This is a genomic window from Daejeonella sp., from assembly GCF_049655485.1.
In the GTDB taxonomy this organism is placed as follows: domain Bacteria; phylum Bacteroidota; class Bacteroidia; order Sphingobacteriales; family Sphingobacteriaceae; genus Daejeonella.
The window spans coordinates 1-3337 of sequence record NZ_JBASJU010000339.1; the positions used below are offsets into that span (position 1 = coordinate 1).

General features: G+C 42.0%; 6 protein-coding genes. All 6 read left to right on the forward strand.

What is annotated here, in order from left to right; genetic code table 11:
- Positions 1 to 189: hypothetical protein (locus tag WBJ10_RS13740; RefSeq protein WP_424291244.1), on the forward strand; the 189-nt coding region annotated here is incomplete at its 5' end.
- A gap of 328 nt (positions 190 to 517) precedes the next feature.
- Positions 518 to 862: a GIY-YIG nuclease family protein gene (locus WBJ10_RS13745; protein WP_424291246.1), complete on the forward strand. Its 345-nt coding sequence runs from the start codon at positions 518 to 520 to the stop codon at positions 860 to 862.
- Between the two features lie 152 nt (positions 863 to 1014).
- Positions 1015 to 1395 (forward strand): glycine cleavage system protein GcvH, encoded by a 381-nt coding sequence (gcvH, locus tag WBJ10_RS13750; protein ID WP_424291248.1) that lies wholly within the window; start codon positions 1015 to 1017, stop codon positions 1393 to 1395.
- A complete protein-coding gene (locus WBJ10_RS13755) occupies positions 1396 to 1797 on the forward strand; it encodes a VanZ family protein (RefSeq protein WP_424291250.1) in 402 nt (133 codons plus the stop codon).
- A gap of 192 nt (positions 1798 to 1989) precedes the next feature.
- Positions 1990 to 2205 carry a FeoA family protein gene (locus WBJ10_RS13760; protein WP_424291252.1) on the forward strand — a complete coding sequence of 72 codons (216 nt, stop codon included), beginning with the start codon at positions 1990 to 1992 and terminating at the stop codon, positions 2203 to 2205.
- A gap of 2 nt (positions 2206 to 2207) precedes the next feature.
- On the forward strand, positions 2208 to 3337 hold a 1130-nt coding region (locus tag WBJ10_RS13765; protein ID WP_424291254.1), incomplete at its 3' end, for a FeoB small GTPase domain-containing protein.

The window sequence follows — 3337 nt, forward strand, 5'->3', positions numbered from 1 at the left end:
GATGTGGTTGATGCGGAAGTTTCTTCCGGTGATCAAAGAATCACCATCCGACCCAATGTGGATTATGTATTAGATCAGCGTTTTACAATACGTATGTTTTACGATGGTAACATAACAAGGCCGTATACTTCGCAAACGTTTAATACTTCGTTTAGTAATTTTGGGGTTAATTTGAGGTTCACGTTGTAGTTGTCATTGCGAGTGTAACGAAGCAATCTTGCGCAGGTTGTCTTTGCGAGCGCAGCGCGGCAATCCCGAAGGACCAGAGATTGCTTCGTCGTGCCTCCTCGCAAAGACAGGCCGTTGAGCCGCACGGTCTGTCATTGCGAGTGTATCGAAGCAATCTCTATGACCGTAACAGGAGATTGCTTCGTCGTGCCTCCTCGCAAGGACAACCTCTGTCATTGCGAGTGTAACGAAGCAATCTCGTACCTCGCTCAAAAACACACCAACCGTTAACTAATTCCCAGTGACATTGCCCAATAAAATACAGCCACTGCAGTACTTTAGTGAGGTCATGAAAGATCATTCTTATTTCATATACATTCTTACTAATAAGACAAAACGTGTGCTTTATACCGGCGTTACAAATAATTTAGAACGACGAGTACTTGAACATAAAGCGAAGTTCAATGCTGGGTTTACATTTAAGTACAATTGTAGCCATCTGATTTATTATGAAGAATATCAATGGATTGAGGAAGCAATAGCAAGAGAAAAGCAGATTAAGGGCGGCTCGAGGCAAAAGAAGATTGACCTTATAAATGCTTTTAACCCTTTATGGGATGACCTGAGTGAAGACTGGTACAGCAAAGAGGAGATCGAGGATTTTTTATTAGGGTTCAAACTTTATAAACCATAGAGATTGCTTCGTCGTACCTCCTCGCAAGGACAACCGCCCGGGATTGCTTCGTCGTGCCTCCTCGCAAGGACAGGATGGGAAACAAGTCTTTATTCTTTGCTCTTTGTTCTTTGCTCTCATTAAAGTATTTTTGCACTTAAACCCAATTGAACATGAAATTCCCAGAAGAATTAAAATATACCAATGATCACGAATGGATCCGCGTTGAAGGTAATGTTGCTTATGTGGGCATCACAGACTTTGCTCAGCATGAATTAGGAGACATCGTTTATATAGAAATTGATACCCTTGGGAAAGAGGTAACTAAAGATGATCAGTTTGGAACCGTTGAAGCAGTGAAGACAGTTTCTGATCTTTTGATGCCTATAACCGGAAAGATTGCGGAATTAAATAAAAAATTAGATGTTAACCCGGAATTGGTCAATAGTGATCCTTATGGAGACGGCTGGATGGTTAAGATTGAAATTTCTGATGCTTCGCAGCTTGATAAATTGTTGTCTTCTTCTGATTACAAGACACTGGTAGGTGCTTAAATGTTAGCAACGCTAAGACACCAGTATTTAGCCATTCTATGGGCTATCTTCATACTCATAATGTTCGATATCCCAATGTCGGACGCAGGGGCATTTGGTGTTTATATGTTTGCGGGTTTTGATAAGCTTGTACATACGGGTTGCTTCTTCGTCCTTACCGTTCTTTTATTCTACGGAAAGATAAGACAGCAAAGTAGCTATACTTACAGGTTTGTTACGATACTGAAAATATTAGCTATCACTACCGCATTAGGCGTAATGACTGAACTTTTGCAGTTATATGTATTTACGCATCGTACAGCAGACTGGTGGGATTTGTTCGCAGATATGGTTGGAGTGGGAATGGGTATTTTCAGCTATATCTTTTTACATAGATTTCGATTTAATGAAAAGTTATTGTAAGGTATTTTGCCTGCTGGCGATGTTCTGCCTCGGGTCATGCGGCATATTCAAGAAGGGGTGTGAGTGTCCTACAATAAGCCGTTATCAGACCTATTCAGTTCCGGGAAATAATTGACAATATTGCTACCATTTAGACGTCTCTCTATTTGGAATTAATACAAATAAGCTTTATTTTTGAGCATAATATTCGTTATGAAGCTTTCTCAACTGCTACCCGGCCAATCAGGTATAATCAAGGAATTTACTGACCTTGAAATGTCGATCAAACTCATGGAAATGGGATGTTTGCCCGGTGAGTCGATAGTTGTGGAACGCGTTGCCCCGCTTGGGGATCCGATGGCAATATCCGTTTCAGGATATTCCCTTAGCCTGAGGAAGCACGAAGCTTCGACAATCGTAATGCAATAATTTTGGATCGGGAGTTAAAAGTTGCACTAGTTGGTAATCCCAATTCCGGAAAATCTACGCTTTTTAATGTTCTTACCGGCTTAAGTCAGAAGATCGGTAATTTCCCCGGAGTTACAGTCGAGAAGAAGGAAGGCTTTTCCAACCTGCCCGACGGGCGTGTTGCCCGTGTAATCGATTTGCCCGGTACCTATAGCTTTTATCCCAAAAGCCGGGATGAGCGGATCGTTATGGATGCACTGGCTGATAAATCCAGCCCCGTACATCCGGATCTGATTATTTTTGTTGCCGACGCATCTAATCTCAAGAGAAACTTACTGCTCTTTTCGCAGGTTGCTGATTTGCGGATCCCTATCATCATCGCTTTGAATATGATGGATCTGGCCAGGAATGCTGGAGTTGAAATTAATGTAGATCAGCTGGCTTTAAAATTGGGTGTTCAAATAGTACCAATCTCGGCCAGGAAAGGTGAGGGCATTGATCTGTTAAAAACAGCGATCAGCCATAGCACATCAATCCCTACACAATTTAGTTCGATTGACGTTCCGGCGCTGGCGCCTGACCTTATTCATGCCATTCGCAGAGACCTGCAAATCCAATATCCTTATGTAGCGCTTCAGCTGGCACATCAGCATGAGCAGCTCTCTTTCCTTTCAAAAGAACAGAACTCGAGGATAGAGGAGATCAAAACAGAGTTTTCTTTCCACTCGCAGAAATTACAGGCTACAGAAACTATTGGCAGGTATAATTTTATCAATGACGTACTTTTTGATACGGTCAAGCTGAATAATGATCCCGGCAAGGAGACGATGAGTAATAAAATCGATAATATTCTGACACATCGTGTATTTGGATTTATCATATTTTTTGCCATCCTCTTCCTGATATTTCAGTCGATTTTTGCCTGGTCTGAGTACCCCATGTCGCTTATTGAAAACCTGTTTATCTGGGTAACTAATATTTCGCATCAGTATCTGCCGCCAGGCGCTTTGAGCGATTTGCTTATTGACGGGGTACTGGCAGGATTAAGCGGGGTTCTGATTTTCATTCCTCAGATTGCCATCCTTTTTGCCTTTATTTCTATTCTGGAGGATACCGGCTATATGTCGCGCGTGACCTTCATGATGGATAAGAT